General features: G+C 62.0%; 33 protein-coding genes. 20 read left to right on the top strand and 13 right to left on the bottom strand.

The genetic code is table 11. From position 1 onward, the window contains the following. Positions 1-114: 114 nt before the first annotated feature. From ASE58_RS15710 to ASE58_RS15700, 3 genes are all read left to right on the top strand, one after another. The gene (locus ASE58_RS15710) at positions 115-2601 is read left to right on the top strand and encodes a TonB-dependent siderophore receptor (RefSeq protein ID WP_082468119.1); all 2487 of its coding nucleotides are present in this window, start codon (positions 115-117) and stop codon (positions 2599-2601) included. Next, positions 2601-4610, top strand: a complete 2010-nt coding sequence (locus ASE58_RS15705; protein ID WP_055823321.1) for a glycoside hydrolase family 97 protein — start codon at positions 2601-2603, stop codon at positions 4608-4610. Before ASE58_RS15710 ends, ASE58_RS15705 begins: the two co-directional genes overlap by 1 nt. A gap of 116 nt (positions 4611-4726) precedes the next feature. Further along, positions 4727-5809 carry a hypothetical protein gene (locus ASE58_RS15700; protein ID WP_156347775.1) on the top strand — a complete coding sequence of 361 codons (1083 nt, stop codon included), beginning with the start codon at positions 4727-4729 and terminating at the stop codon, positions 5807-5809. Between the two features lie 25 nt (positions 5810-5834). On the opposite strand, the gene ASE58_RS15695 is transcribed toward ASE58_RS15700, so the two are convergent. Together ASE58_RS15695 and ASE58_RS17625 are read right to left on the bottom strand one after the other, a co-directional pair. After that, complete coding sequence (locus ASE58_RS15695; protein ID WP_055823315.1) at positions 5835-6125, bottom strand: hypothetical protein; 291 nt, start codon at positions 6123-6125, stop codon at positions 5835-5837. Positions 6126-6471: 346 nt separating this feature from the next. Next, positions 6472-7992, bottom strand: a complete 1521-nt coding sequence (locus ASE58_RS17625; protein WP_082468920.1) for a DUF6538 domain-containing protein — start codon at positions 7990-7992, stop codon at positions 6472-6474. Positions 7993-8132: 140 nt separating this feature from the next. Here ASE58_RS17625 and ASE58_RS15690 point away from each other — a divergent pair, with 140 nt between their 5' ends. The 8 genes from ASE58_RS15690 to ASE58_RS15665 all read left to right on the top strand — a co-directional run bounded on the left by ASE58_RS15690 (position 8133) and on the right by ASE58_RS15665 (position 13878). Continuing rightward, positions 8133-9359: a tyrosine-type recombinase/integrase gene (locus tag ASE58_RS15690; RefSeq protein ID WP_055823311.1), complete on the top strand. Its 1227-nt coding sequence runs from the start codon at positions 8133-8135 to the stop codon at positions 9357-9359. Beyond that, the gene (locus tag ASE58_RS18025; protein ID WP_156347774.1) at positions 9356-10111 is read left to right on the top strand and encodes a hypothetical protein; all 756 of its coding nucleotides are present in this window, start codon (positions 9356-9358) and stop codon (positions 10109-10111) included. The genes ASE58_RS15690 and ASE58_RS18025 overlap by 4 nt, the downstream gene beginning before the upstream one ends. Positions 10112-10206: 95 nt before the next feature. After that, positions 10207-10377: a helix-turn-helix domain-containing protein gene (locus ASE58_RS18155; protein WP_162233534.1), complete on the top strand. Its 171-nt coding sequence runs from the start codon at positions 10207-10209 to the stop codon at positions 10375-10377. A gap of 203 nt (positions 10378-10580) precedes the next feature. Continuing rightward, the gene (locus ASE58_RS15685) at positions 10581-10775 is read left to right on the top strand and encodes a hypothetical protein (protein WP_055823308.1); all 195 of its coding nucleotides are present in this window, start codon (positions 10581-10583) and stop codon (positions 10773-10775) included. Between the two features lie 80 nt (positions 10776-10855). Continuing rightward, positions 10856-11101, top strand: coding sequence for a hypothetical protein (locus ASE58_RS15680; protein ID WP_235513647.1), 246 nt, complete (start codon positions 10856-10858; stop codon positions 11099-11101). After that, positions 11098-11628, top strand: a complete 531-nt coding sequence (locus tag ASE58_RS15675; protein ID WP_055823301.1) for a hypothetical protein — start codon at positions 11098-11100, stop codon at positions 11626-11628. Before ASE58_RS15680 ends, ASE58_RS15675 begins: the two co-directional genes overlap by 4 nt. Then, positions 11618-12610 carry a DUF7146 domain-containing protein gene (locus ASE58_RS15670; protein ID WP_055823298.1) on the top strand — a complete coding sequence of 331 codons (993 nt, stop codon included), beginning with the start codon at positions 11618-11620 and terminating at the stop codon, positions 12608-12610. Before ASE58_RS15675 ends, ASE58_RS15670 begins: the two co-directional genes overlap by 11 nt. Next, a complete protein-coding gene (locus ASE58_RS15665; RefSeq protein ID WP_055823295.1) occupies positions 12607-13878 on the top strand; it encodes an AAA family ATPase in 1272 nt (423 codons plus the stop codon). Before ASE58_RS15670 ends, ASE58_RS15665 begins: the two co-directional genes overlap by 4 nt. A gap of 506 nt (positions 13879-14384) precedes the next feature. On the opposite strand, the gene ASE58_RS18595 is transcribed toward ASE58_RS15665, so the two are convergent. Then, complete coding sequence (locus ASE58_RS18595) at positions 14385-14681, bottom strand: hypothetical protein (protein ID WP_443024675.1); 297 nt, start codon at positions 14679-14681, stop codon at positions 14385-14387. Positions 14682-14685: 4 nt separating this feature from the next. Between ASE58_RS18595 and ASE58_RS18590 the strand changes: the two genes are divergently transcribed. Beyond that, positions 14686-14943, top strand: coding sequence for an HGGxSTG domain-containing protein (locus ASE58_RS18590; RefSeq protein WP_082468115.1), 258 nt, complete (start codon positions 14686-14688; stop codon positions 14941-14943). A gap of 159 nt (positions 14944-15102) precedes the next feature. After that, positions 15103-15387 (top strand): hypothetical protein, encoded by a 285-nt coding sequence (locus tag ASE58_RS18015; RefSeq protein WP_156347773.1) that lies wholly within the window; start codon positions 15103-15105, stop codon positions 15385-15387. Positions 15388-15435: 48 nt separating this feature from the next. Here ASE58_RS18015 and ASE58_RS15655 read toward each other — a convergent pair whose 3' ends face one another. Beyond that, entirely contained in the window at positions 15436-15708 is a 273-nt protein-coding gene (locus tag ASE58_RS15655) for a DUF1488 family protein (protein ID WP_055823289.1), read from the bottom strand. Positions 15709-15976: 268 nt separating this feature from the next. Here ASE58_RS15655 and ASE58_RS15650 point away from each other — a divergent pair, with 268 nt between their 5' ends. Both ASE58_RS15650 and ASE58_RS15645 read left to right on the top strand, forming a co-directional pair. Beyond that, complete coding sequence (locus ASE58_RS15650; RefSeq protein ID WP_055823286.1) at positions 15977-17095, top strand: alpha/beta hydrolase; 1119 nt, start codon at positions 15977-15979, stop codon at positions 17093-17095. 107 nt (positions 17096-17202) lie between these two features. Next, positions 17203-17829 carry an SOS response-associated peptidase family protein gene (locus tag ASE58_RS15645; RefSeq protein WP_055823284.1) on the top strand — a complete coding sequence of 209 codons (627 nt, stop codon included), beginning with the start codon at positions 17203-17205 and terminating at the stop codon, positions 17827-17829. 26 nt (positions 17830-17855) lie between these two features. Here the strand turns inward: ASE58_RS15645 and ASE58_RS15640 are convergent, their stop codons facing one another. From ASE58_RS15640 to ASE58_RS15630, 6 genes are all read right to left on the bottom strand, one after another. Then, the gene (locus tag ASE58_RS15640; RefSeq protein WP_055823282.1) at positions 17856-18344 is read right to left on the bottom strand and encodes an ImmA/IrrE family metallo-endopeptidase; all 489 of its coding nucleotides are present in this window, start codon (positions 18342-18344) and stop codon (positions 17856-17858) included. Continuing rightward, positions 18331-18642: a hypothetical protein gene (locus ASE58_RS18010; RefSeq protein WP_156347771.1), complete on the bottom strand. Its 312-nt coding sequence runs from the start codon at positions 18640-18642 to the stop codon at positions 18331-18333. The genes ASE58_RS15640 and ASE58_RS18010 overlap by 14 nt, the downstream gene beginning before the upstream one ends. A 226-nt stretch (positions 18643-18868) precedes the next feature. Beyond that, positions 18869-19009 carry a hypothetical protein gene (locus ASE58_RS18005; RefSeq protein ID WP_156347770.1) on the bottom strand — a complete coding sequence of 47 codons (141 nt, stop codon included), beginning with the start codon at positions 19007-19009 and terminating at the stop codon, positions 18869-18871. After that, positions 19006-19734 (bottom strand): Crp/Fnr family transcriptional regulator, encoded by a 729-nt coding sequence (locus ASE58_RS15635; RefSeq protein WP_235513646.1) that lies wholly within the window; start codon positions 19732-19734, stop codon positions 19006-19008. The genes ASE58_RS18005 and ASE58_RS15635 overlap by 4 nt, the downstream gene beginning before the upstream one ends. Positions 19735-19881: 147 nt before the next feature. Further along, entirely contained in the window at positions 19882-20175 is a 294-nt protein-coding gene (locus ASE58_RS18000; RefSeq protein WP_156347769.1) for a hypothetical protein, read from the bottom strand. Continuing rightward, positions 20172-20381 (bottom strand): hypothetical protein, encoded by a 210-nt coding sequence (locus ASE58_RS15630; RefSeq protein ID WP_055823280.1) that lies wholly within the window; start codon positions 20379-20381, stop codon positions 20172-20174. The genes ASE58_RS18000 and ASE58_RS15630 overlap by 4 nt, the downstream gene beginning before the upstream one ends. A gap of 158 nt (positions 20382-20539) precedes the next feature. On the opposite strand from ASE58_RS15630, the gene ASE58_RS15625 reads away from it, so the two are divergent. The 3 genes from ASE58_RS15625 to ASE58_RS15615 all read left to right on the top strand — a co-directional run bounded on the left by ASE58_RS15625 (position 20540) and on the right by ASE58_RS15615 (position 22387). Beyond that, positions 20540-20965, top strand: a complete 426-nt coding sequence (locus ASE58_RS15625; protein WP_156347768.1) for a hypothetical protein — start codon at positions 20540-20542, stop codon at positions 20963-20965. Positions 20966-21156: 191 nt separating this feature from the next. Next, positions 21157-21726: a sigma-70 family RNA polymerase sigma factor gene (locus ASE58_RS15620; RefSeq protein ID WP_055823273.1), complete on the top strand. Its 570-nt coding sequence runs from the start codon at positions 21157-21159 to the stop codon at positions 21724-21726. After that, positions 21716-22387, top strand: coding sequence for an anti-sigma factor (locus tag ASE58_RS15615; protein WP_156347767.1), 672 nt, complete (start codon positions 21716-21718; stop codon positions 22385-22387). Before ASE58_RS15620 ends, ASE58_RS15615 begins: the two co-directional genes overlap by 11 nt. A 141-nt stretch (positions 22388-22528) precedes the next feature. Here the strand turns inward: ASE58_RS15615 and ASE58_RS15610 are convergent, their stop codons facing one another. Together ASE58_RS15610 and ASE58_RS15605 are read right to left on the bottom strand one after the other, a co-directional pair. Then, positions 22529-23155, bottom strand: coding sequence for a PAS-domain containing protein (locus ASE58_RS15610; RefSeq protein ID WP_055823266.1), 627 nt, complete (start codon positions 23153-23155; stop codon positions 22529-22531). A gap of 303 nt (positions 23156-23458) precedes the next feature. Further along, entirely contained in the window at positions 23459-23842 is a 384-nt protein-coding gene (locus ASE58_RS15605; RefSeq protein WP_199860592.1) for a VOC family protein, read from the bottom strand. A gap of 324 nt (positions 23843-24166) precedes the next feature. Between ASE58_RS15605 and ASE58_RS18230 the strand changes: the two genes are divergently transcribed. After that, entirely contained in the window at positions 24167-24505 is a 339-nt protein-coding gene (locus ASE58_RS18230) for a hypothetical protein (protein ID WP_055823264.1), read from the top strand. Here the strand turns inward: ASE58_RS18230 and ASE58_RS15595 are convergent. After that, a complete protein-coding gene (locus ASE58_RS15595; RefSeq protein WP_235513645.1) occupies positions 24502-24993 on the bottom strand; it encodes a response regulator in 492 nt (163 codons plus the stop codon). The genes ASE58_RS18230 and ASE58_RS15595 overlap by 4 nt on opposite strands. Positions 24994-25055: 62 nt before the next feature. Here ASE58_RS15595 and ASE58_RS18225 point away from each other — a divergent pair, with 62 nt between their 5' ends. Further along, complete coding sequence (locus tag ASE58_RS18225; RefSeq protein ID WP_200909382.1) at positions 25056-25226, top strand: hypothetical protein; 171 nt, start codon at positions 25056-25058, stop codon at positions 25224-25226. Positions 25227-25490 lie beyond the last annotated feature (264 nt).

Genomic DNA, 25490 nt, shown 5'->3' with positions numbered 1-25490 from the left:
GCGCGCATCTATGTAAATTGCAATCGATTGCAAAATATCGTTGCATAAGATTACAGCGTGGCGCACCTTCGATCCATCGGATGACCGCCCGACAGAGGCGTCTTGGAGGGGATTATGATGCGCGCAGGTCGTTACATGTTCTTGGCATCGGTTGCGGCGATGGTGCCGCTGGCGCCGGCAATGGGGCAAACGGCCCCGGTCACCGCCGCGACACCGGCCGATCCCGCCGCCGATGCGCCGCAGGACAGCAGCCTGGGGCTGGACGAGATCATCGTTACCGGCACCCGCACCGGCGTCCGCAAGTTCGAGACGTCCTATGCCATCACCACCATCGATCCGCTGGCGATCGCGCAAAAGGCGCCGTTGGGCATCGCCGACCTGATCGCGTCGACGCCGGGCATATATGTCGAAAGCTCGGGCGGCGAAGTCGGCAACAACGTCTATTCGCGCGGGCTTCCCGCCGACAATTACCGCTATCTCCCGCTACTGGAGGATGGCCTGCCGGTCTGGGAAGAGGGGGCGGGCGCCTTCACCAATGCCGATGAATTCTTCCGCGTCGACGGTACGATCGATTCGCTGCAGATCGTGCGCGGCGGTTCGGCGTCGATCACCGCGTCCAACGCGCCGGGCGGTGTCGTCAACGTCCTGACCAAGCGTCCGACCCGCACGCTGAAGGGCATGGTGAAGGGTGAGGTCGGCGATTGGGACCATTATCGGCTGGACGCCAATGTCTCGGGGCCTTTGACCGATCGGCTGTCGTTCACGATCGGCGGTTTCTACCGCGAGGATAACGGTCTGCGGAACCCCGGCTTCACCGGAAATCAGGGCGGGCAGTTCCGCGCCGGCCTGCAATATGACTTCGCCGACAGCGGTTCGCTGTTCGTCAGCTATCGCAAGCTGGACGACAAGAACATCTTCTACACCGCCATCCCGCTTGCCAGCCCCAGCAAGGGGTTGCCGGGCCTGGACGCCGGCACCGGCACGCTGGTCAACACCGATTTCGCGCGGCTGACCGTGCCCGACGGCAATGGCGTGTTCGGCAAGCGGGTCGATCTGACCCAGGGCATCCATACCGATACCGACACCTTCACCGCGATCCTGAACAAGCCGCTGGGCAATGGGTGGGAGGTCAATAACCGTACGCGCTACACGACCGGCCTGGTCGATTTCAACGGGCTGTTCAGTTCGGGCGTGGCCACGTCGCAGCAATTCCTGAACGATGGGTTCAACCGCATCCTCGCTGTGCGTCCCGACACGACCCGCGCCGTCTATCGCAACGTTCTGACCGGGGAGACGGTGGCGGCATCGGCGCTCGGCAACCAGCTCGCGCTGACGCAAAGCATCTTCAACACCGTGGTCGATGTCGAAAACATCATCAACGACCTGAGCGTCACCAAGAAGCTCGACACCGGCATCGGCCGCCACACGCTGACCGGCGGTTATTATTTCAGCCAGTTCCACCAGACGCAGAACTGGAACTGGAACGACATCGTCGTGGAGGCGATCAACCGCCCGCGCTATTTCGATGTGGTCGGGTTGAACGCGGCGGGGCAGCAGACGGTCACGCTGACGAAGAACGGGCTGCTCAACCTGCACAGCAACCTGCAACGCTTCCGCGACGATGTGACGATCAACGCCTTCTACCTGACCGATGCGTGGCAGGTGACCGACGCGCTGCGCATCGACCTGGGCGCGCGCTATCATCATGTCGCGAAGCAGGGCACGATCGCACAGACGACGCGCGCCAATCTGGGCGATGCGACGACCATCGCCGACGACAATGTGCTGGTCTTTACCGGCGCCGACACGCCCTATCGATTCAAGACCGGGCAATGGGCGTTTTCGGCGGGCGCGAACTATGAATTCGACAAGCGCGTCGCCGCTTTCGCCCGCTACAGCCGCAGCTTCCGCGTGACGCCGGAATTCGTCCAGTGGTTCGGCGGGGTACCGGTCGAAAACCGCATCGACCTGATCGAAGGGGGCGTGAAATATTCGACGCGGCCTTTCTCGGCCTTCGTCACGCTCTTCTACAACAAATTCCCCAACATCGCCTTCCAGACGATCGTCGCCGGCCCCAATGGACAGGCGCAGACGATCAACCAGACGGCGGCGGCGGAATCGAAGGGGATCGAGGTCGAATTGTCGCTGCGCCCGGCCGACGTCTTCGAACTGGCGGCGAGCGGCAATTACCAGAAGATCAACTATACCAGCTTCGCCGGACAGGATGCGAGCGGTGCGTTCGATTTCAGCGGCAACCAGATCGTGCGCCAGCCGCTGGTGCAATTCTCGATCCGTCCGACGCTGCATCTGCTCGACGACCGGGTGAACGTGTTCGGCGAGGCGGCCTATACCGGCAAGCGTTATGTCGACGTCGCCAACACCATCGTGCTGCCGAACTATACCGAGGTACGGCTGGGCGCGAACTGGAAGATCAGTGACGCGCTCCAGGCGCAGGTGGTCGCGACCAATTTGTTCAACGAAGTCGGCCTGACCGAAGGCAATCCGCGCGCCGGATCGATCATCGGGGTGCAGGAAACCGCGTTCCAGGGCCGCCCGATCTTTGGTCGTCGCGTCCGCGCCAGCCTGACCTTCACCTTCTGATGCGCACGCGGTTGGGCATGATCGTCGGGCTCGCGGCACTGATCGCGGCGACCCCGGCGCTGGGGCAGGCGTGGCAGACGGTGACCTCGCCCGATGGCCGGATCGCGGTCGATTGGGCCGTCGACAGGGGCGAGGCGGTGTACCGCGCGCGCTATGACGGGAAACCGATCCTCGACCGGTCGCGGCTGGGTTTCCGGTTCAGGGATGCCGCACCACTCGACACCGGGCTGACGCTGGTCGCCAGCCGCCCGACCGCGCTCGATCGCCCCTGGACCCAGCCATGGGGCGAGCGGCGGGAGATGCGCGAGCATTATCGCGGACTGGTCGCAACGCTCGCCGCCGCCGATGGCCGCAAGCTCGGCGTCGAGTTTCGCGTGTTCGATGACGGCTTCGGTTTTCGCTACACGCTGCCCGGCACTGCGCAGCAGCCTTTGGTCGTGACCGACGAGGCGACCGAATTTCACTTCGCGCAGAATTACCGCGCCTGGTCGATCCCGGCGTATCGCGAGAAATATAGCGAATATGAATATAGCCGCTCCGCGCTGTCGGCGATCCAGACCGCGCAGACCCCGCTGACGCTGGAAGGCGACGGCGTGGCGATGGCGGTGCATGAGGCGGCGCTGGTCGACTTTCCGTCGATGAACCTGCGCATGCCCGAAGAAAACAGCCGCACGCTGAAGGCCGACCTGTCGCCCTGGTCCAATGGCGACCGGGCGCGGACGCACGGTGGGGCGGTAACGCCGTGGCGGGTGGTGATGGTCGCGCCCAACGCCGCGCATCTGGCGGATTCGACCATCGTCCTGAACCTCAACGATCCCAACCGGCTGGGCGACGTGTCGTGGGTGAAGCCGGAAAAATATATCGGCATCTTCTGGGCGATGCACACCGGCCTGCTGACCTGGGAGCCGGGGCCGAAGCTGGGCGCGACCACTGCCCGCGCCAAATCCTATATCGACTGGGCGGCGAAGCACGGCATCAAGGGCGTGCTGGTCGAGGGGTGGAATGTCGGCTGGGACGTCCCCGAATGGTGGAAGAACGGCCACTCGCGCTTCGTCCTCGACCGCGCCCAGCCCGCTTTCGACATGGCCGAGGTGTCGGCCTATGCCCGCGCGAAGGGCGTCGACCTGATCGGGCATCATGAAACCGGCGGGCAGGTGAAGGACTATCTGCGCCAGCTCGAACCCGCACTCGACTATTACAACCGCTACGGCGTGCGATCGATCAAGCTCGGTTATGTCGGCACCCGGCTGGACGAGACCGAATGGCCCGACAGCCAATATGCGGTTCAGAGCCTGCAAACCGTGGTCGAGGCGGCGGCGCGGCATCGCATCGCGCTGTTCCCGCACGAACCGGTCAAGGACACCGGGCTGCGCCGCACCTGGCCCAATCTGATGAGCCGGGAGGGCGCACGGGGGCAGGAATATAATGGCGGCAGCCCGGACGGTGGCAATGCGCCCGATCATACCACCATCCTGCCCTTCACCCGGCTGTTGTCGGGGCCGCTCGACTATACGCCGGGCGTCGTCCGGTTCGATTACCGCGCGACCCGGCCGGACAATCGCGTCCCCTCCACCATCGCCAACCAGCTGGCGCTGTACGTCGTGCTCTACAGCCCGGTGCAGATGGCGGTCGATTTGCCCGAACATTATGACGAGCATGCCGATGCGTTCCGCTTCATCCGCGACGTGCCGACCGACTGGGAGGAAAGCCGCACGCTGCAGGGGGCGATCGGCGACTATGCCGTCGTCGCGCGGCGCGATCGTAATGGCCCCGACTGGTATCTGGGCGCGATCACCAACGACACCGCACGCACGTTGAGCGTGCCGCTCGATTTTCTGGACAAGGGCGCGCGGTACGAGGCCACGATCTATGCCGATGGCCCCGGTGCCGACTGGCGCACTGCACCCGAGCGGCTGGCGATCCGGACGCAGGCGGTGACGGCGGGGGATCGTCTGTCGATCGATCTGGCACGGGGTGGGGGGCAGGCGATCCGCTTTCGCCGGCTGTAATCGCGTCCTGGCGGTTGCCGCGCGGCACCGCTTTCCGGCAGGGTCGGCATTGGGGCAAGGCCCCCGATGCGGGAGATCGACGGATGCGGCGTGGCGGGTTGGCGATTCTGGTCTGGATGCTTCCCCTGTTTGCCTCGCCGGCGGATGCGCAGACGCCGCGCGCGCCGGCCGCCGAAGCCGCGCCGTCGGCTGAGATCGGCGGGGCGGATGCGGCGCTGGCCGGGCATTATTACCTGTCGGGCGTGATGGAAACGGGGTCGGAACTGCTGCTCAAGCCCGATGGCCGGTTCGAATGGTTCATCAGCTATGGCGCGGTCGATCAGGTCGCGAAGGGGCGCTGGGGCCGCACCGGCCAGACGGTGACGCTGGTCGCCGATCGCGCGTCGCCCGACACGCCGCTCGTCCGTGCGGACCAGGTGCTGCCATGGGATGCGGAGGTCGAGCGCCGCCTGCACGATGCCGCCCGGTCGGACGCGGCGGAGCGGATCGCGGCGCGGTGCCCGTGGGGCGCGGACGAGGCGACGACGGCGATGATCCCCTCCGCTCCCGGCTCCGGCGGGGGAACGGCGGCGGCACGGGCCGAGGCTACAAAGCGCACCGCCGAACAGGCGCGCGACGCGGCGACCCGTGCGATCGCCGCCGCCGTCAAGCTGCCGGACGATGGCGCAAAGCGCAGCGCCGCCGATGCCGCGATGGAGGCATGGTATCGCGCGCGCTTCGCCATGGAACAGGCGTTTCAGGCGGCGGGCGTGCCGGTGCCGGCGATGGCTGCGCCCGCCCTGCCGCCCGAATGCCAGCCGCCGCCGCGCGAGGACGGCGCCGCGCTTGCCCCGGCGCAGTGGCAACGGGCGGTCGCCGTGCTGGTGGGCGATCCGGCGCGCGACCTGCGGCTGTCGAACGTCGGCGTGACCTTCGTCTTCAGCGATGGCCAGCGCGATCAGGCGGAGACCGGCCGTGGCGGCTGGGCCTTCGCACCGCGCCGCGCCGGGGCGGCGGTCGACCGGCTGGTCGTTGCCGTGCCGCACCCAGGCGTCAGTCCCGTCACCCTGCCGATCAAGCCGCTGGCCGAGGGGGTGCAGACCATCATCGTCGATACGGGCCAGCTGACCGGCGCACCGTTCGACCGCCTGCGCCTGACCGTGACCGGCGACGATCTGCTGCCCGAAGCGATGCCGCAGGGGCGCTATGCGCGGCACTGACGTTCATCGGTTGGCGCGTCGTCCCCTATGCGCGCCCAGCGGGGCGAACGCGGGCCGGGGCGTGCTTGCGGACGCACAGGGTCACGGCGGGAAAGCGACCGATCCGATCCGTCCCGCACCGGACATAGCCCTCCTGCGCCAGCCGCTGTTCCGTCCAGGCCTGCAACGCCCATGATCCGATAAGGACGGCTGGCAAGGCCACGATCGCGGCGATTGCGATCCCGTTGCCGATCCGGTGCAGCGCGCGGCCCTCCCGAAACACAGCGATCGCTCCCCACGCCGTCAACGCCACGAAAACGGGCATCAGCACGAGCATGCCGACATCGCCGCCCGAAACCCGAACCTCCGCAGTGCCACGCTGCTACGCGGTCAGCGACGTGCGAATCGAACTTGTCAGCAACCAGCCGCACAGCAGTGACAGCGTCAGGCCAATGCCTGCCATGACCATCGCGGCGCGGCGCCTTTCGCTGGTCATGGCAGTGCCTTGTCCATTCTCGACGGTTGCAAGCCAGAGACCAGTACGCTTCCTGTAAGCGGCACCACTCTCCCCAAACACTGGCTGATTGTCGCACACGAGTGTCACACAACGCCTGTTCCGATGATGGACTAAGCCTCTCAAATCGCTCTCGAAATGGGGGAGCGGGATGTCGCGGGTTGACTGGTCAACCCTTGCTTGTCTCAACATAGAGGTGCGACAGATCGAGACCGGGATAAGCTATTTTTGAGATGGCATCATTAAGTGCCGAGGAACGATAACCCCGCCCATAAGCATCAGCGACCCCGCCCCCACTACTCCCGGAAGAGGTGGTCCAGCCGCCCAGTGTGAGGGCAATATCGCGGTCAATCCGTGCCTCCCGCAACGCGTCTCGAAAGGAGTGCCGAAAACCATGAAAGCATGCACCCGGCGCAGCAGCACTTGTTGAGGCGAGAAAGCGAGCAAGCCACTTCGCGAACTTTCCTGAGTAAAGTCCCAGTGAGTCCAAGCTAAGGTCGGGAAAGAGACGGCAATCTCCCGATCGACGCCGCTCGCTCACATAGAGCGCGAAGCCAATCCTTAAAAGCTCAGGATGCACTGGAACCAACCGTCTGCTGGCCGCCGTCTTGAGTCTCTTGCCGTCGCCATCGACATCCGAGACTACAAAACACAGCACATTTTCGATCAGCCTCACGTCCCCCGTGAGCAACTGACAAATCTCCGATTGTCGCATCCCCGACCAGAGCGCGATAAGTGGAATCCAGAAGCGTCCACGCCGTGGGCGATTGGAGCCGACGACTGCGTAGCCTGAACCATCATCTCTACATCCCGTATAGAGAGGAGCCGTGAAAATGGCCCGTAGTTGCGGCAAGGTGAATGGATCACGTTTCTCGCGCGCCAGCCTCCGGTCAGCGACCCGTAGGCCTCGCGCCGGATTTCGATCAATCATCTCTTCTCGGACAGCCCAATTCAAGAGGCTGGAAAGCTTATTCATATACTCGTTGCAGTTCGCGGTGCTCATCGGTGCCACACCGCGCTGGTGAGCGTCCGCAGCAACATCGACGGGAGATATACCCGGCCACCTTTTGCGGGAATTCGGGGGAAGCGCTTGAAGCACGCTCAATACTTGGCGACACCCATCACGAGAAATTGATTTGATGGGCGTATCGCTGCCCAGAATGGCGCAGACGGTCGCGAACGTCGTTCGATAAACGATCTGGCTCTTTGGAGAACGGCAGATGGTTGCGTCCGTCAGATAGCGTTCGACGACAATTCCGAGAGTCAGTCCATGATCCGCGATCGTTGAAGGCACACTAACCTCCGCAGCTTGTAGCGGGGGCAGCGCTGACGCAGCTTTCCATGCGCCAGATTTCCGCGCTTCTTCGAAGCTTCGATCGATCTGATAGGCCATCGCCTTTGCCGATCGGCGGGCAACGGCCAGCGAGGCTGTCCCTAACGACCTGTTGATATGGCTCGATCCAAGGACTTGCCTCAGATCGGCGGGCACCCGCACCCGATACTGATACATTGCCCCTCGACGCCAGACGCCAGAAGGCGATCTGTGCGACACCTGTGTGCGACATCCCGCTCCCCCATTTCGAGAGCGACAGGCGTTGTGTGACACTCGTGTGCGACAATCAGCCAGTGACTGTTGCTTATACGACTGTTTTTCAACGATTTTGGGGAGAGTGGTGCCGCTTACAGGCATCTAACTAACTGTTCGCAGTTATTCGCTCCCGTTCGCTTTCTCCTCCTATATCGAAACAGGTATGGAACGTATGTTCCGTAGTTGTTCGTTGACGTTCGCCGCCAGCCGCGCCAAAGTGAGGGAACGCATAGGGGAGCCATTTGCCGAAACTCACTGCCCTGACCGTCAAGAGTGCCAAGCCCGGCCGCCACGCAGATGGCGACGGCTTGTACCTGCTCGTCAAACCGTCTGGCGCAAAAGCATGGCTGTTGCGGGTGCAGGTCGATGGCCGGCGCCGCGACATAGGGCTCGGCACAGCCGACACATCGTCACGGGCGACAGGGAAGGGGGAGGCGTCTCCCATCGTCATCCCGATCCTGCAGCGAAAGATCCTGACCCTTGCCGAAGCGCGTGACAAGGCGGCTATGCTCCGCGTCGCGGCCAAGTCGGGGCTCGACCCGATCGCAGAGCGTGACCGCGAACGGCTCAAAATCCCCAAGTTCCGTGATGCTGCCAAAGCGGCCCACTTGGCTCTGAAGTCCGGCTGGTCGGAGAAGGGCGCCGCGACATTCATCAAGTCCCTCGAGAACCATGCGTTCAAGACGATCGGTGACATCCGCGTCGACGCCATCACCGCCGCCGACATCTCGAACGTGCTCATCCCAATCTGGACGACCAAAGCCGACATGGCGCGGAAGGTGCGCCAGCGGATTGGGACCGTGCTGAACTTCGCGCACGGGAAGGGATGGCGTGCGACCGAAGCACCGGGTCGATCGGTAACGGTTGGACTGCCGCGTCAGCCCAAGGGGGGAAACTATCAGGCGATGCCGTACGTCGACGTATCGGCGTTCGTTGCTGGGTTGGTTGCCCAGCCCGCTACGACCGGTCGATCTGCGTTGCTGTTCCAGATTTATACTGCGGCCCGCCCGGGCGAAGTCCGCGGCGCTCGTTGGGGGCAGATCGATTTGGATAAGCGCGAGTGGAATCGGCCGGCGTCGCTGATGAAAGGCAACGACGCTTCGGCACACACCGTCACGCTCAACGGCGCTGCCGTTGCCCTGCTTAAGCAGATCAAGGGCGATGCGACCCCGAAGCCCGACCAGTTGGTGTTCCCAGGGCAGAGGGGTGGGATGCTCTCCGACATGACGATGAACAAGGTGCTACGTAATGCGGGCCAGCCTTACGATGCGCATGGCTTCCGCAGCTCGTTCCGCGATTGGGCGGCTGAGAAGATGCCGGATATACCAGATCCGGTCGCTGAGGCAGCGTTGGCGCACATCGTGCCTGACAAGGTCGTGCGAGCATATAAGCGGACGACGTTTGTGGAGATGCGACGGAAGCTTTTGGACGGGTGGGGTCAACATACGACATCGATTGTTCAACGATGATAGATGACGGTTTTCTTGTTCCCGATAGCGTGAGGCTTATTGACGCTGCGTCTGAGTTGCGATCTGTCTTCGAGATCAGCGGTTTGACGGAAAGTGATCGAAGCCATCCCGCATATGCGTTCTATGCTTCTTTGTCGTTGCATCATCTTGACGAGCACACAAAAAGTGATTGGCTAAAGCGGACTGTCGCTGGTGCGTTATCGGAAAAGGCCCTTGAACGCGCGCTGGTTCGCGGAACGCTTCAAATCTGGACGGCCGACGCCGCCGACGGGCGTCCGCGAGACTCGCAGGTCTTATTTGCGCCCAACAGCTGCAAATGGCACGATACATTTGTAACTGGTCGCTTTATTCCAGTTCAATCCCCTTTCAAAGAGCCGGCCTATTTTCGCCAGCGCTTGTTTATTAAAATGGCTGAATGGATACCTTGGCGGGACGACATAATCGTCAGTCGAGGCGGTATCGCGCAAGAGTTGCTTACGGCCATCACCGCCCGTCCTAACGTCAGTCAAGGTAATCAGCCAAGGAATGTCCAATTATTGGGTTGCCTGCCATCGAACGCTACAGCGGCGAACAGGCGCGATGAGCCGTACGCGCACACCGCTGCTAAACTGGTAAGAAGTGGCAAGGGTTTGGCTGAAGCAATTCGTTGTGTTGCACCCGAAGACCCGACACGAGAGAAAACTAGCGTTGAGTCCGCAATCAGGAGAACGTTCGCGCTGATGTATGCTCGGGACGGTAGCCCGCTGCCATAAAAATTGATCAAAATAGATCAAAAGACATGCCGCTAAACCTGTCAGTAAGTCCGTAGTCGCCCGCTGGCGTTCGGCCAGCATGAAGGAGGCGACGAATGCAAGCTGTGCTCCACCCTATCAGCCGCTTCTGTGATTTGTACGGTGTCGGCCGAACCAAGGCCTATGAGCTGATCAATGCCGGTACGGTCGATACGGTCAAGGTCGGCCGCAAGCGTCTGGTCGTCGATGCAAGCGCGCGTCGCGCGCTGCTGGGCGAGGCAGCGTGATCGGCTATGGCAACCTTCCGTGGGGTCGCCCATAAACGAGAAAGCCGCCCGGCGCTGACCGAGCGGCTCCCGATGATTTGTCTGCTTGGCGGCGACAATCAGAAGGATACCACCGAGCTTCTGCGGAGGCAACGGCTCGTGCCGTTTGGCCTGTCGAAAACTCGTTCCGCACTTGTTGCCGAACTAGCGTGGGGAGCGCTCGCATGACGCCGGTCGCTACCGCAGCGTTGGAGCTTCTTCGCGCCAACAACCCGCCGATGACCAGAAAGGCTGGGTCGTTTCTTGGGCAACTGGTGGTCGACGCCACACCCATGACGGAGAAGCAAGCTGACTGGCTTGCGACGCTGCTCGACCGCGCCGGTCTGCCTCCTCTGTCGGAGGAGGATACCGGGCGATGACTGATTATCCCAACGTAGCAGGTTCGAAGGGACCGGCCGAGACAAGCGGCGAAGCAGCGTGCGAGGTGGATTGTGCTCGGTTGCAGCGCATGGTTCTGCGGACGATCCGACGCGCCAAGAAGGCCGGCCGGACAGCGGAGGAATGCGCCATTGCGCTGCGCCTGCCCCGCGTGTCCGCCCAGCCGAGAACCAGCGAATTGAAGGCGAAGGGTCTCATCCTCGACAGCGGCAAGCGTCGCATCAATCGCAGCAGCGGCAAGCGCGCGGTGGTGTGGGTCGCTAAGGAATATTCGCAGTCGGTCGCGGCGGAAGGGGGTGGACAATGACCCCCGATTCCCGCGCATTCGTCATCGTGGAGCAGGTCGCGCACGGGCAATGGCATTGCCTGACCCCCGACGACGCGCTTGCCCCTGTCGTGAATTATGCCAGCGCGCTTAGCGCCGGGCTGCTGGCCGCATCGGCCGGCGGCTGGGGCCTCGCCTGCACGAACTCTGAAGGAACAACGGTGCTGGTAGCTTTCCCCGATGGCGTGCGTCGTCGCGCCCTTGTCATCCGCCAAGAGAGCCGCACGGAATGGGTTGTGGTCGTCCGGCACTACTCGACCGCGCACGGCAAGCGACCGGCTTTCACGCCTCCAGCCGAACACCTGCGCACCTATGCCAGCGCGATCTCGGAGGCACACCGGATTTTCCGGCAATCGGGCTTGCCTGTCCTGATCGAGCCGGAGGGCGAAGAAGCGCGGTTCCTTTCGACGGCCGAACAGCGCGCCTTTCGCAACAGCTACACGCCAAGCTATCCGACCTATCCAACCCTTGGCGATATGCTGGACGGAGGGCCGGGCAATGGACGCTAATCTGCGCGCGGCGCTCGATCGCATTCGCAACGACTTCTCCCTTTCGGCGGTCGCTGAGCGCGCGGGGGTGAAGCTGCGGCGGGTCGGCGAGGAATGGAAAGCCTGCTGCCCTTTCCACACGGAGAAAACGCCCTCTTTCACGATCTACGCAGGCGACCGACGGTTCATGTGCTTCGGCTGCAATACGCAGGGCGACGTGCTGGACTTCATGAAGCATGCCTACGGCGTCGGTCTGATCGAAGCGGCCCGGTTGCTCGATAGCGGCGCGCTAGGAACGATCGCGACGCCAGCCGCCGCCGAACGACCCCGGAAAGACTGGTCGCGTCTGGTGGCCCGTATTTGGAGCGCTGCGCAGCCGATCACCGGCACGCCAGCCGCGCGCTATCTGCGCAACCGCGGGATCGACATGGATTTGCCCGACTGTCTCCGGTTTGCACGGCTGGCGCCGCCTACAATCGAGGGGAACGGGTTGCTGGCAGCGAACGGTCCCGATCCCCTGCCGGCGCTGGTCGCCGCGGTAACGGGGCCGGACGGGTCACTAGTCGCCATCCAACGAACCTATCTGACCGAGGACGGGCAAAAGGCAGCGGTGATCGCCACCGAACAGGACCGCAAGCCCACGGTGAAATACAGCCTTGGCAACGTCCGTACCGGCGCGATCCGGCTGGGGCCGGTGTCTGGTTCCATGATCGTCGCGGAGGGGCTGGAGGATAGCTTGACGTTGATGCAGGCGCTCGGGCGCGCGGTATGGGTGGCGGCTGGAACGTCGATGCTGCCGCACATGGTGTTCCCCGACGTCGTTCGCGCCGTCGTCATCGGTGCGGATGGCGACGCGCCCGGACGGGTGGCCGCAGAGAAGGCAGCAACCGCCTATGCGGCGCGAGAACTGGCCGTGCGGATCATGTATCCGGGAGCTGGTTACAAGGACTTCAACGCCGAACTCGACGCGCAAATAACCGCCCGAAAGGCGGCGATGGCATGAACGCCGCTACCGACATGCAGGCGCGCTTTGATGCCGCTCCACCGTTCGAGGGCTACCCGTATGCGGAGCCAGCCGCCAGCCGTCGCGCGGTTCGGGGGGTGCTCGAAGCCAAGCCGGTCAAGATCAGCGCCACCCCGTTCAATTGGCGAGATCCTCGCACCATCCCAACGCGCCCGTGGGTCTTCGGCCGCTGGCTGCTGCGTGGCACCGTGACGGCGGTCGTGGCGCCGGGTGGCGTCGGCAAGTCATCGTTCATGGCCTCACTCGTGCTTTCACTCACGACTGGGCGCGCGCTGCTCGGCAAGTCCGTTTGGGGCGGTTCGCAGCGCGCCTGGTACTGGAACCTTGAAGATGACAGCGAAGAGCTGGAACGCCAGGTGCAGGCTGCTGCGATTCATTACAAGGTTTGTGAGGACGAGTGTGGCGATCGGCTGTTCATCGACAGCGGCATGGAGGAACAGCACGAACTCTGCACGGCGGTAAATGGCCCGGAAGGATTCATGATCCTGAAGCCTGTGATCGCCGGACTGGAAGCCGAGTTGAAGACCCGTGGCATCGATGTGCTGATCGTCGACCCATTCGTCTCGAGCCATTCGATCGAGGAAAACGACAACAACGCCATCGATGCGATCGTGAAGGAATGGGCGCGGCTGGCGAAGCGGGTCGGATGCTCGATCGTGCTGGTTCACCACAGCAAGAAGCTGGGCGGCACGAAAGTCACGGCGGAAGCGTCGCGTGGTGCGTCATCACTGGTTGCTGCTGCTCGGTCCACCTTGGTCCTGAACCGGATGGACGATCAGGAGGCCGAGCGCTTCATGATCGACGGCGACGATGAAAAGCGCCGCCTTTTCACCGTCCAAGACGACAAGCACAATCGCGCCCCAGCCGAGAAGGCCGAATGGTATCGCATGGCGTCGGTCGACCTCGGCAACTTCGACGGCGAGCATAGCGATAACGTCGGCGTGGTGACGCAGTGGACACCGCCGGATGCCTTCGCAGGCGTGACACCGGATCACCTTCGTCGGGTCCAGGGGATCATTGCCGGTAGCGAGTTCCGTGAAAGCTCGCAGGCCGGGAATTGGGCGGGCAATGCTGTCGCGACCGTGCTGGGGCTGAGCGCCGAGAAGCACGCCAAGGCCGATCGGCAACGTATCTCTAATATCCTGCGCGAATGGCTCGCCAACGGCGCGCTGCGTGTCGAGCGCCGAGCCGACCCGACGAAGGGTCGTGACGTGCCCTACGTGGTCGTTGGGGACGTGGTCGAATGACCTTCCCCACTTCGACAGGTGGGGAGGATCAAGTGGGGAAAGTGGGGAACCACAATCACCCCACCACCACCTCCCCTTTTATAAGGGGAGGTGGGGTGGGGGTGGTTCCAGGCCCATTCCAAGTGGGGTGGTGAGGTGGGGTGGAGCGCCCCGAACTGAGCAACGATAGCGAGGGACCGACGATGGAAACCGAACAGGACAACAGGGAACCACCCAACGAAAAGGAACAGGCACGCATCGCGACGGCCCGCGAGCGCTGGATTGCTCGCGTCCCGCCGGTCGAAGCCGCAGTAACCGACGACAACGGGATCGGCCCGCATCACAACGATCCCAGCGGCTGGACAATGCGGATCGGTGACACGCTCGGCACCCGGTCGCCCGACTTCATGCGGCAATCCCTTACGATGCTGAACAGGGCTTCACGGAGCCGGGGGAAGGCAAACGCGACTGAGCAGGAGTTGAACGCCAGTCTGGCGCTGGTCGCCGCGATCAAGCCGGAGGACGAACTAGAGGCTGCGCTGGCGATCCAGATGGCGGCGAACCATGCGCTTACCACTGACGTCCTTAGTCGCGCCTGCAACACCGACAGTTTCGAATGGGTGCAGTTGTACGGCAACCTTGCCGTCAAGCTGCAAAGGACGTTCACGGCGCAGATCGAGGCGCTGGCGAAGCTGCGGGGCAAGGGGCAGCAAACGGTTCGCGTCGAGCATGTGACCGTTCATCCTGGCGGTCAGGCGATCGTCGGCGACGTGTACCACGGTCAGCCCGGGGCGGCGGGGGTCAATAAGGAAACGGCGGGTCAACCCTATGGAACGGACGGAAGAACCCAAGGCGCTCCGGGAAGCGCGCCGATGCTTAGCCAAGACGCGACGGGGCACGGCGTGCCAATCCCCGGCAATGCCGAACGGCCGCTGTCGCCTGCACGGCGGACTGTCACGCGGCGCGCCCGGCAACCAAAACGCTCTGAAGCACGGGATGTATAGTCAGGCGGCTATCGAGACGCGCCGGGAAGCCGCTGCGATCCGGCGTGAGTGGCGCGAGATGGAGCGGCTCGGTCGATGGTAACTGGCTTAGCCGAGGCGGATCGCATGACTGCCGCATTGGCAGAAATTGGCCGCTGAACATTGATAGCAATATTGGTTGGGACATGCCGAGTGGCGGCGACCGATGCGAAAGCTCAGTACTGTGCTCGTGCCTAAGCGGTCTTAAAGCCGCGCTGCCCGAATGAACATCAACGAGTCCCAACAGTTAGGCGTTCTCTATCAAAGCAGGAACGCCATGACCCACACCCCGCCAATCCCAGCCGCCAACCAAGCGCCGTATCCCCCGACTGCATCGCCAAGTGCGCCGGATGCCGACAAGGCAGCGCTCGTTGCACAGATGAAGTCCAACCGTGAGAAGCAGCAGGCGTCGGGCTCGGCACTGCCGATTGCGCTGCTGTTCGGCGCGGCGGCTGCGGGTGCCATCGGCTACGTCCTCTGGACTGACCGCGCCGGCACCGCGGAGTAGACGCCAGGTGGAGGAAGGCGGTTCGTTAGCCGCCTTCCCGCGAAAACCCTAAAGCAGGTCGCCTTCGCCGATCGTTACCAAGTCGCTGGCCTGTCCTCGCCCAAGCGCCTTGCCTGCTGCTTCGGCCAAGCGGGCCGTCTGGGCTTGAGCGACCGAAAGCGGATCATCCAACGTCTGTTCGCCAGCTAGCGCCTCGAGCGCGCTGTACTTCACAGCGAACTGCTGCTGCTCGTCGTCCACAGTTCCCGTGAACTCGACCTGATAGTCCGTCGGGTTGTCGGTGAAAGTGGCAGTGTCGATCGTCAGTCCGGTATTGGGCATGGGGCGCTCCTGGTTCGTGCCTTTCGGCGGTCGCGAAGTAAGCGCAACTGGATCGATGCTGTTCCTTTAAAGCGATGACGAGCGCCAAGGATGGGTCCGCTTGCAGCGCAGAATATATGGTCCCTGCAGAAACATGGTGGGGTAGATAGCGAAACTAGGCGACGCAAATGACGCGTAGACCCGTATCGGTTCGGCAGCTCTGCACTATCCCGTACAGAACCTTTCTCAACCTCCTGACTGTTCAAGCGGTACATTCCCAGGAGGTTTCATGCCAAACAAAACTACGCGTCGGCTGACGCAACTCATTGTCGCGTCCGCAATCGTTGCCACGTCAGCAGTCGTCGTCGCGCAGTCGCCCCGCTCGGTGGATGCGCCTCCGCCCCCGGTAACCGCGCAACCGGCAACGCAGCCGGCGAAAGCCGCACCCGATATGCAGCGGGTATTGGACGCGCTAGCGGGCCTTGGCGGCAAGCCAATTGAAGCGCTGACGCCTGCCCAAGCCCGCCGACAGCCGTCTGCAGCGGATGGCGCAAAGGCGGCCATGCAGCAGCAGGGCATGCCAACGGCACCCGATCCGTCTGTCGCCACGCAGGACGTGCCCTATGGCAGCGACGCCATGCAGTTCGCCCGCATTTACAAGCCTGCGAACGCGCCCTCGAACGGTCGACTGCCCGTCATCGTCTACTATCATGGCGGCGGCTGGGTGATTGCCAACGTTGAAACCTACGATGCCGCGCCCCGGGCGATGTCGAAGGCGCTGAACGCGATCGTGGTGTCCGTCGAATATCGTCATGCGCCGGAGTTCAAGTTCCCCGCGCAGCATGATGATGCGGCAGCCGCCTATCGTTGGGTGCTACAAAATGCGGCGAGCTGGGGCGGTGATCCGGCCAAGATCGCAGTGGCGGGTGAAAGCGCGGGCGGCAACCTCGCCGTAGCCACGGCAATCTACGCGCGCGATAATCGCCTGACCGTTCCACGCCATATCGTCTCGGTCTATCCGATCGCGAACAGCAGCATGAACCTGCCGTCGCGCCGGGACTCGGCCAATGCCAAGCCGCTCAACACGCCGATGCTCGGCTGGTTCGGCTACTATTACCAGAACAGCAGGGCTGACGCGCAGGATCCACGCCTGAACCTGGTCGCTGCCAACCTGCGCGGTCTGCCGCCGACAACGATCATTAACGCTCAGATCGATCCGCTGCGGTCCGACGGCGAAACGCTCGCTGCCGCGATGCGGAAGGCTGGTGTTCGTGTCGAACAACGCACCTATCCGGGCGTTACCCACGAGTTCTTCGGCATGGCCAAGGTCGTGCAGGGCGCGAAGGAAGCGAACGATCTTGCAATCGCGCGGCTTAAGGGAGCGTTTGCGGGGCCAGTCCGCAAGTAGGTGGCGCGGTAGCGATAAGCCTAATCGGTCATCCGAAATGGAAAGGGCGGCGTCACGCGGTGGCGTCGCCCTTTCCATATCCGGCCTTCGCCGCGTACCGTGAGGCTATGTGCAACCGAGCCCGCTTCGCCGGCGAACCTGCCGACCTGTTCGGATCAGCCGCAAAGCTGTTCCCCGAACGCCCCCGCGACAACCGGTTCAACCCCCATGAACTGCGGCCGAAGGGGCGCGCCTATGTGATCCGAGAGCAGGACGGCGAACGCGGCTGGGACATCATGTCCTGGGACGTGCTGGGCGGTCAGGCGGCGTGGCCAATGACCAACGTCCGCAACCTGAAGCTGCCGCAATGGCGCAAGCTGGCAGCGGACCCGGTGAACCGCTGCCTCGTGCCGTTGACTGAGTTTTGCGAATGGACGCCCGACAAGCACGATCTGGGCGACGGGAAGCCGGCGATCAAAGGCGAGATGTGGTTTCAGGTCACCGACCAGCCGACGTTCGCCGTAGCGGGGTTCTGGCAACAGACTGCCGAGGGCAACGGGTTCACGATGGTGACCTGCGACCCGAACGAACTGGTCGCGCCGATCCACCCCAAGGCGATGATAACTGTCCTGCGACTAGACGACATCGATACGTGGTTGCGTGGCAGCTATGACGAGGTGGTCGCGTTGCAACGGCCCTATCCTGCTGCCGCGATGACTGTGCGGGGCCCGGTGTTTCCGACGAGGGCTAGATAGGAGCCGCTTATGGTCGGATATTGTGGTTACGATAACCCCAAAGTTCTCAACCGAATTTCCATCGCCGGCTTCGATACGCCAAACTTAGATGCTAAATGTGCTACGTCTTGGCTCTTTGCGTATTCCTGTTCGACGAGCTTTTTAGGCATGATGATCTGAGCGGCAATTCGGTTAGCTTCGATCTCATGCGAACGGTTAAAGATGACGTCTCCCGGCTGGTCCCCCTGCGCGTAGAGAGTGTCGACGTGACGGTGCATCCTTTTCCCATCGCCCATCAGGTCGCGGTGCAATAAGTAATGCGCGAGCTCATGCGCGGCGGTGAATCGCTGACGGACTTTTGACTCAAGAGCATTCACATTCACGATGAAATTATCACCGTCGCGAGATATTGAGCCCGACGCCTCGTCCATCCAGATAGGCTCGTAGGCAATGCCCAGTTCGTCGAAAATAGCATCTAAATCGACGGGCGCTTTTGTCATATGGCGGGCTACGATGCTCATCTCACTTTTCTTCATTCTTGCCCTCCTTCCCGTCATTGCCAACTGCCGAAACCAAATCGGCTAAGTCATCTTCTGATATAGGACGTTCGCCCCGAAATGTCCGCAAAAACTCAGCGGCTTCCCGGGCTATCAACGGCGGAGCAACGTTCTGAAGCCATTCCTCGACCGCTGCCTTCGCCATATCTCGGGCTTCGTTTTCCGCGCGGGCAGTAACGATCTTGCCCCATGCGAATGCAGCGAAAACCGCGACCAATGCCAAAATTAATGAACCCCAAGCGAACGCATTGGAGAGTGAAGCGAACGAGTTCGCCATTGCATCCCAGTTAGGCGCGGCTGGTGCAGGGGGCGCCGCCACCGCCGGAGCGGTGCATGCCTTTGCTGTGGCCTCCGTTGCGGCTTGCACCATCTTGGTGCAAGCGCCCCAGGCCGTCGAAGGAATATCGTTAGGCACTGCGAAGCGAAACCTTAGTAGCGGAAGCGTTGTATGGCTCGGCGAAACCATACTTCCAACCAAATCCACGTTGTCCTTGCCTGAAAAATCACTTCACTGGCCACCGATCACACATCGGCCGCTGGATCGGGCATTCCTTGCCGCGCATCGACCGCGCTCGCGCAGCGGCAAGGTCGCGCTGATGCTGCTTGATCGCCTCATCGATGAACCGCCAGCTGGCGTAGGTCACCGCGCGGAAGGTAGCCAGCTCGGTTCGAACGCCGGGCACCGCAAGGGTAGTGGGGAAATGGCCCGCAGCGCCGCAATATCGAGCAGTTTCACATGATGATCGTAGCGCGCAATCCAGCCGTTCTTGTCGAAGGTGCGCAGCGTTCGGTTCATATGGACTGGCGTAATTCCCAACAAATCACCCATCTGTTCTTGAGTTAATGGAATATGAAAAGCATCCCCTTCAACGAAGCCGATCGTCTCAAGCCGTTGATATAGATCAAGTAGGAACTGTGCTAACCGTTCGCTCGAAGACGCGTTTTGCGAAGTGGCCAGCATATCGAGCAGTCTTAGACGCTCCATTTGAATCGCGACCGTGAACAGCGCCCCCAAACGCGGCAGGTCGACAAAAATCTGTCCGAACCGGGCAAATGGTACGAATGCGGTCGTTGCTTCAGTGATCGCGGTCAGGCTGTCCGCTGTCTTGGCAAGCACGGCATTCGGCGTACCGAGCATGTCTCCTGGCAAATGGACTTTCTGGATAAGGCGATCTCCATTGCGCAGGACGACCGACGAAATGATCCAACCGGCGATATGCAGGTAGAAGCCTTGAACGGACTCTCCTTCGCGCTGAAACGTTTCGCCCCTGTGGTGAACGACGGGCGGGTCGCCTAGTTCGAGCAACGCTTGCTCTTCCGCCAGCGTTAGATTTGCGAATGATCGATAGCGGTGAAGCGGATATACCATCTAACGCATCGTCTCCGGTATGTACGGTAGCGGTCAGTTCGTTACGCAACGCAAACCAATTCGGCATTAAAATGGATTAATAGCTGACCGGCTGATCGTGCCGGGGCTCAGTCTGCGCGGCTCAAATGCACTTTTTGCGGCAAGCGTTCACGGCACGACCAGTTCTGCCGGCACGGACGCACGCAGATCGGCGGCGCTGATGGACCAAGCACGGGCAAGAGCGTCTAACTCAGCCAACGAAACCCGGTCTTTTCGAGCAATCGTGTCGAGCCGCCGTTGAGGGATGCCGGTCAGCCGCGACAGCGCATGATGAAGCGTCGTCTTCTGCGCAACCCAAGCGTCGAACCACCAAGAGCCGGTAGCAATCGCACGGACCACCGGGTGCGTTTCTGACCATGTGTCGAGATACACCGGCAACCGACGTTCGCCCTTCCGCTTCATGGCATTACCGCCAACGTGAGCTGTTCGCCCTTCGCTGCCAGTACGCACCGCGCCTGCTGAGCAGCGTCGACCGCCTGCCGGTAATCGACAGTGCCGTAACGCTCGGTCTCGTCGAACCCGAACCGCGCCCAATCATCGGATGGATAGCAGGCGTCATAGATCGCGCGCGCAGCCGCACGCGGGGAGCTCAGGGCGTCGATCGGCATTCATGGCCTGAAGTTGGGCACCCGCATGATCAACAAGGTCGCGCGGCACCGTTGCTCGATGGCGCGGGCAGCGTGCTCGGGGTGATCAGCAGCGCGGACGGTGGTATGATCCGTGAGCTGATCGGGTGGATTATCGGAGGCCCGGAGAAGGGCAAGGCATGACAGACAGCTATGCCCATCGTCTGAAACGAGACCGCTGGACCGGATGGGCCGTTGCGCTGGCTGTGTTCGCCATCGTACCTCCGATGGTGGGCATCGCGATCCTGCTGGTGCCGGGTACGCATGCGGAAGCGAAGATCAATCCGCTCTATTGGGCCATTCTGGCAGTACCGGTCCCGTGGACATCTGCGTTGCTGAGCTACCGTCCCGGCCCGCTTCGTTGGTTGCGCGTGATGCTTCTGGCGATACCGGCACTGGCGTTCGCAGTGGCCGGTGCAGCCTGGGCCTTGGGGGTCGGGATGACGACGTACCTCTACATGATCGTAGCGACCGTGGTTCTGTGTCTGGCCGGCCTGTGGGCTTTTCCCCGCAGCATGTTGGCTCGTCACGGAGTGCCGGACGCGAATGGCGATCAGGTGGACTGACCGTCCAGATCGCGATCGAGTTTGTGTGGACCGGCATGGCGATTGACCGCACGCCGGTCAGGTTTGAGCGGAGCGGTCATGATCGCTATGGACGGACGCTCGCCGAGTACGCATCAACAGCGTCGACCTTTGCCAATACACAGCACAGTCCGGTATGGCGGTGAGGATGGCTCGATGGGAGTAGCACAAGGGTGAGCCGACCAATTGATCCCTATGACGCGCGTGTTCTCATTTGCGAATTGTTGCAACGGGTCGGAGCGACCGATCGAGCGGCACTGGGAGAGCTTTACGACCTGACGTCCTCGTCCCTGTTCGCCATATGCCTTCGGGTCTGCCGCGACCGGAGCGGCGCTGAAGACGTCCTTCAGGATGTTTTCCAGCTGATCTGGAAAAGAGCCGACAGTTACATTCCGACAGGGGCGCATCCAATGTCCTGGTTGGGTACGATCGCGCGCAATCGTTCGATTGACTGGGTGCGAAGTTACGAACGGCGGATGACCGGGCCGATCGAGGATGCCGGCCATATCGCGGACGATGTGCCGGACCAACTGGCGGTACTCGAGCGAACCGAAGAGGCGGAGCGGCTGTACTCGTGTCTCGAAACGTTGGAGCCGCGACAGCGCGAAACCTTGCGCACGGCCTTTTTCGAGGGCCTGACATATGCGCAAATGGCTAGAGCCAAGGGAGTCCCGGAAGTGAACGTGCGCAAATGGGCGCGTCGGGGCCTGTTGAAGCTGCGAGGTTGTGTAAGTGACGATTGAACCGGACATGACGGCGGCTGAACTGGCGCTCGGATTGCTCGAAGGCGACGAGCGCGCCCAGGCCCTGCGCAGGATGCTTTCCGAGCCAGAGTTTGCGCGCGAGGTTGAATGGTGGCGCGCGAAGTTCGCACTGATGTTCCCGGAATATGGCTCTGAGCCAGCGCCGGCCGGTTTGACCGACACCATCGGCGACGCGCCCGACATCAAGCCGCAGCGGATGTTCCGGTTCGCTCTTCCGGCAGGGTTGGCGGCGATTGCGGCGGTATTGCTCGTCATGGTCCTTCAGCCGGATAGGAGTATGCCGCCAGCAGGCAGTGGCCCGTCCAGCGGATCCCTCTTGGCAGCGCTACAGCCCACTGATGCGCAGACCGCTCCGATCAGCGCGGTGGTCGATCGTGAGGCAGGCCAAGTTCGCTTGGCGGCGACCGCTGTGGCCCCGGTCGGCAAGGTCGCGCAGCTCTGGATCATCCGCGATGGAGTGCCTCGCTCGATTGGATTGCTGGCCGTGACGGGCGCAACCCGCCTGGCGCTTCCGGCGGCAGAGCGAGCGGCGCTGCGGCCCGGCCTGGTCATGGCAATTTCGATTGAGCCGCCGGGCGGTTCGCCCAAGGAAACACCCACGGGACCGGTCGTTGCAACCGGGCCGCTGGTCGTTATCTGATGCGAGCGCCGGGGTAGGGGTATTGCCAGGGTACGATGCTTGCGAGACCCACGCACACGGCGCATTTTCAATTGCATTTGGCGATGACGGCGGATGGGGCACCCGCCCTGTAGCCCGACAACATCAACGGCGAGCCGTCTGTTAGATCGTTTCCAAGGTGGCGTCGATGATCCGGCTGACGTCACGAAGGACGTCGGACGTTTGTCGGGATAGGTCGCGAACCTCGTCAGCAACTACGGCCAAGCCGCGTCCCTCATGACCCATGCGGGCAGCTTCGATCCGGACGTTAAATGCGACGATGCGATTTTGCTGTGAGATGCTGGCGACCTTTTGCAGCATGAAGCCCGCTTCACGCGTCAATTCTTCGCGCCGATTAGCCGCTGCCGTGACACGTCGCTCGTGGCCGACATCGGAAAATGTCAGCAACGCTCCGCCGCCCGGCAGCGGATGAAAGCCAATTTCAACCACTTTTCCGTCGTCAAAGTTGTGATCGAAGCTCCGCAGCTCGCCTTGCGTTGCCCATGCCCGATGGTTCTCAAGAATGGCTTTGATCCGATCCTCGGGCCATCCGACTGCCGCACCGATCCGGTCCAGATACTCAGTAAGGGTCGACCCAACGCACACGGCCGAAGGTTCAAAGCCGAATATCTCGGCGATATGCGGATTGATCAGCATGATGCACTCATCGGCATCGTAGACGACCACGCCCTGACGTATGCGGCCCGCAACCAAGGCGAGCAACTCGGGCGATTCCATCGACGACATCATAAACGCCCTTTCGGGTTTGCGTCCTACCGGGGGCGTATTAACGCCACGTTCTCGAATAGGGCGATCCCCTTGCGCCAAGGGCATGGCAATGATGGTGACTTCCCTGCATCTCGTTGTTTTGCATCGGAAAATTTTGGTGAGCGTACGCCCCGTACTTGAGCGCAGTGACATGCCGTCGAGACCAATGCCGAGGGCGGAGGGAGCGCCCGCCCCGGCAATGTCTGCAGTTGGTCAGAAAGCACACATTGCCGGGATCGTATGGTCTAAGTCCGCAAGATTTGCAGCAGACCCTTCTCGGACGGATCAGGCAGGAAAATGAATTCCGCACAGTTTGTTGCCGTCAGGATCACGAAAGTAGGCCAGTTCGATAGTGCCCATCGAGGCAGTTTCGCGCGGGCCGGGCGGGGCTTCGATTGAGGTGCCGCCAGCGGCAACAGCTGTATCGTGAAGCTGCTTCACCTGCTCGGGTGAGTTGCAGGAAAAGGCGACGGTACTTCCGTTGGCAACGCTTGCCGGTTCGTCGTTGATCGGCTGGCTAACGATGAAATTGGTCCCGTTGCCGTTATTGTAGATCAGACGGGTATGCCCGCTATCGGCAATGTTGCGCGTCCCTTCGCCTGCGCCCAAGGTGCCGAGCACCGTGTCGTAAAAGCGCTTCGATCGCTCAATGTCGTTTGAGCCAACCATAGTATGGAAAAGCACGCTTTTTCTCCCAAAGACCAACGTCGAAATGCGGTCGTATGTTTGGGATAGCCGAATGAGGCGGACTGTCACGGTCATTAGACGAACCGTCCGGAATCGTGCTTTCGCGCGTCATCCTGTTCACCCTTGCGAACATCATCATGTCGCGACGCGGCAGGCACCGCAAATGGTCAGGCTCGAACCCGGACGAAAGTCAGCCCGACGCTAATTCAGGATCAGGGACCGCCATTGCCATCGGCGCACTGCTGGACGGCATACCAGAGTCCGTTGCGGTCGCCGTGAGCCTCCTCCAGCGGCGATGGGGTGAGCATGGTAACGGTAGCGGCATTGTTCCTCTCAAACGTCCCGGAAGGCCTCTCCAGCGCCGCTGGAATGAAGGCAGCGGGACATAGCGCACGGTACATTTTTGGTCTGTGGGGCGGTATCGCGGTTGCGTCTGCTATTGCTGCGATGATCGGCAACCTGGCGCTCGTAGGGAGTAGTCCGGACCTCATTGCCGGGGTTACGGCCGTAGCCGCAGGCGCCATCCTCGCGATGTTGGTTGATACGATGATCCCGGAGGCCACTGAAGCGACCCATGACTATTCTGGACTGATCGCAGTCTGCGGCTTTCTGGGAGCATTTATCTTGTCGAAAAGCGGAGGCTAGACCGCTTTTGCCAACGGTTCGGGTTTCTTTTCATCCGGCAGCATCTTAGCGAGGTGCTCATGCACAGTGCGCTTGTTAAACGGTTTTGAGATGAAGGTTGCGCGATCCGGCATATCGCCTTCCCCCGGCAACACATGGCCCGACGCAATTACGATCTCGATATGCGGCCAATGTCGGTCGACGTGACGCGCCAGTCCGAAACCGTTAGTTTCTCCCGGCATATCTACGTCTGAGAACAACAGGATGATGCTCTCCGAGTGCTCCGACAGCACGCTCTTCGCTTCCTCGCCGTCCATCGCCTCGTGAACGCGAAACCCTGCGTCTTCAAGGATGACGGTCGTATCCATAAGGATCATCGGATCATCGTCGACGACGAGGGCGAAAGGAACGGTTGATGCGGTCATTGAGTCTAAACCGCTGGTTCCAAAGCGAGTTTCTACTAAGCCGACATAAATGATCGGTCGATCCGCGCACTCCTGGATCGCCAAGTCTTGTGACTGGCGCCGTTAGATGCCAGCCTTTGCGGCAACCACGGTCGGGGGATCGCAATATGCCGAACGCAGTCAGAAACGGTGTTCCCATTATCGGGCTGATTTTTTTGGTGCTGGCGTTTTGCAATCTGGTGAAGGGCGACCCTTGGATCGTGTGGGCGATCCTCGGCTTCCTTTTCGGCGGGTTCAGCGTGTTCGGTAGGAAGCGAGATCGCAGAACCGACTTCTAGGCGGTTGGGAGTCCGCTGGATCGTGATTGCCTAGGGCCAGTCGCATACCGCGTCCCAACCGTCCCTATTCGAGAACTGCCTTAACGGGCGCATTGTAAACCGATTGGATCGTGCGACAATCTAGACGCGGTTGTCCTACCGTGGCCGACGGACGAGTTGCACTCCCTTGCAGTCCGTCGGCCCACCCGCGCGAGGTTGACGCAAACAGCGCACACTGCCCATGCCACCCGGTAACCCTTTGCATACGCTCAACGTGTATCCCGG

It is taken from the genome of Sphingomonas sp. Leaf9, from assembly GCF_001421355.1.
In the GTDB taxonomy this organism is placed as follows: Bacteria; Pseudomonadota; Alphaproteobacteria; order Sphingomonadales; family Sphingomonadaceae; genus Sphingomonas.
Note: the sequence above shows the minus strand (reverse complement) of the source record. Positions and strands in the feature narration are given on the sequence as shown.

Coding starts and splice junctions, on each gene's coding strand:
- ASE58_RS15710 (WP_082468119.1), top strand. CDS start 115: ATGATGCGCGCAGGTCGTTACATGTTCTTGGCATCGGTTGCGGCGATG.
- ASE58_RS15705 (WP_055823321.1), top strand. CDS start 2,601: ATGCGCACGCGGTTGGGCATGATCGTCGGGCTCGCGGCACTGATCGCG.
- ASE58_RS15700 (WP_156347775.1), top strand. CDS start 4,727: ATGCTTCCCCTGTTTGCCTCGCCGGCGGATGCGCAGACGCCGCGCGCG.
- ASE58_RS15695 (WP_055823315.1), bottom strand. CDS start 6,125: ATGCTCGTGCTGATGCCCGTTTTCGTGGCGTTGACGGCGTGGGGAGCG.
- ASE58_RS17625 (WP_082468920.1), bottom strand. CDS start 7,992: ATGCCTGTAAGCGGCACCACTCTCCCCAAAATCGTTGAAAAACAGTCG.
- ASE58_RS18025 (WP_156347774.1), top strand. CDS start 9,356: ATGATAGATGACGGTTTTCTTGTTCCCGATAGCGTGAGGCTTATTGAC.
- ASE58_RS18155 (WP_162233534.1), top strand. CDS start 10,207: ATGCAAGCTGTGCTCCACCCTATCAGCCGCTTCTGTGATTTGTACGGT.
- ASE58_RS15685 (WP_055823308.1), top strand. CDS start 10,581: ATGACGCCGGTCGCTACCGCAGCGTTGGAGCTTCTTCGCGCCAACAAC.
- ASE58_RS15675 (WP_055823301.1), top strand. CDS start 11,098: ATGACCCCCGATTCCCGCGCATTCGTCATCGTGGAGCAGGTCGCGCAC.
- ASE58_RS15670 (WP_055823298.1), top strand. CDS start 11,618: ATGGACGCTAATCTGCGCGCGGCGCTCGATCGCATTCGCAACGACTTC.
- ASE58_RS15665 (WP_055823295.1), top strand. CDS start 12,607: ATGAACGCCGCTACCGACATGCAGGCGCGCTTTGATGCCGCTCCACCG.
- ASE58_RS18590 (WP_082468115.1), top strand. CDS start 14,686: ATGGAACGGACGGAAGAACCCAAGGCGCTCCGGGAAGCGCGCCGATGC.
- ASE58_RS18015 (WP_156347773.1), top strand. CDS start 15,103: ATGAACATCAACGAGTCCCAACAGTTAGGCGTTCTCTATCAAAGCAGG.
- ASE58_RS15655 (WP_055823289.1), bottom strand. CDS start 15,708: ATGCCCAATACCGGACTGACGATCGACACTGCCACTTTCACCGACAAC.
- ASE58_RS15650 (WP_055823286.1), top strand. CDS start 15,977: ATGCCAAACAAAACTACGCGTCGGCTGACGCAACTCATTGTCGCGTCC.
- ASE58_RS15645 (WP_055823284.1), top strand. CDS start 17,203: ATGTGCAACCGAGCCCGCTTCGCCGGCGAACCTGCCGACCTGTTCGGA.
- ASE58_RS15640 (WP_055823282.1), bottom strand. CDS start 18,344: ATGAAGAAAAGTGAGATGAGCATCGTAGCCCGCCATATGACAAAAGCG.
- ASE58_RS18010 (WP_156347771.1), bottom strand. CDS start 18,642: ATGGCGAACTCGTTCGCTTCACTCTCCAATGCGTTCGCTTGGGGTTCA.
- ASE58_RS15635 (WP_235513646.1), bottom strand. CDS start 19,734: ATGGTATATCCGCTTCACCGCTATCGATCATTCGCAAATCTAACGCTG.
- ASE58_RS18000 (WP_156347769.1), bottom strand. CDS start 20,175: ATGAAGCGGAAGGGCGAACGTCGGTTGCCGGTGTATCTCGACACATGG.
- ASE58_RS15630 (WP_055823280.1), bottom strand. CDS start 20,381: ATGCCGATCGACGCCCTGAGCTCCCCGCGTGCGGCTGCGCGCGCGATC.
- ASE58_RS15625 (WP_156347768.1), top strand. CDS start 20,540: ATGACAGACAGCTATGCCCATCGTCTGAAACGAGACCGCTGGACCGGA.
- ASE58_RS15610 (WP_055823266.1), bottom strand. CDS start 23,155: ATGATGTCGTCGATGGAATCGCCCGAGTTGCTCGCCTTGGTTGCGGGC.
- ASE58_RS15605 (WP_199860592.1), bottom strand. CDS start 23,842: ATGGTTGGCTCAAACGACATTGAGCGATCGAAGCGCTTTTACGACACG.
- ASE58_RS18230 (WP_055823264.1), top strand. CDS start 24,167: ATGGTAACGGTAGCGGCATTGTTCCTCTCAAACGTCCCGGAAGGCCTC.
- ASE58_RS18225 (WP_200909382.1), top strand. CDS start 25,056: ATGCCGAACGCAGTCAGAAACGGTGTTCCCATTATCGGGCTGATTTTT.